This window comes from Neokomagataea anthophila (assembly GCF_018122595.1).
Taxonomy (GTDB): Bacteria; Pseudomonadota; Alphaproteobacteria; order Acetobacterales; family Acetobacteraceae; genus Gluconobacter; species Gluconobacter anthophilus.
In genome coordinates this window covers 1-208 of record NZ_JAGRQH010000294.1, presented here as the reverse complement: position 1 = coordinate 208, position 208 = coordinate 1, and the positions used below count along the sequence as shown (strand labels likewise).

The window sequence follows — 208 nt, the reverse complement described above, 5'->3', positions numbered from 1 at the left end:
ACCATAAGGATAAGGACTTTTTATTTCGGAGACGTCCAACGTATCAGACATCATCCTTGAAAGGAGGTGAACCAGCCGCAGGTACACCTACGGCTACCTTGTTACGACTTCACCCCAGTCGCTGACCCGTCAGTGGTCGGCTGCGTCCTTACGGTTCGCTCACCGGCTCAAGGTCGAACCAACTCCCATGGTGTGACGGGCGGTGTGT

General features: G+C 54.8%; 1 rRNA gene. It reads right to left on the bottom strand.

Annotated features, from left to right (window positions below):
* Nucleotides 1-59 precede the first annotated feature (59 nt).
* Nucleotides 60-208, bottom strand: a 16S ribosomal RNA gene (locus KB213_RS12725); the annotation flags it as partial.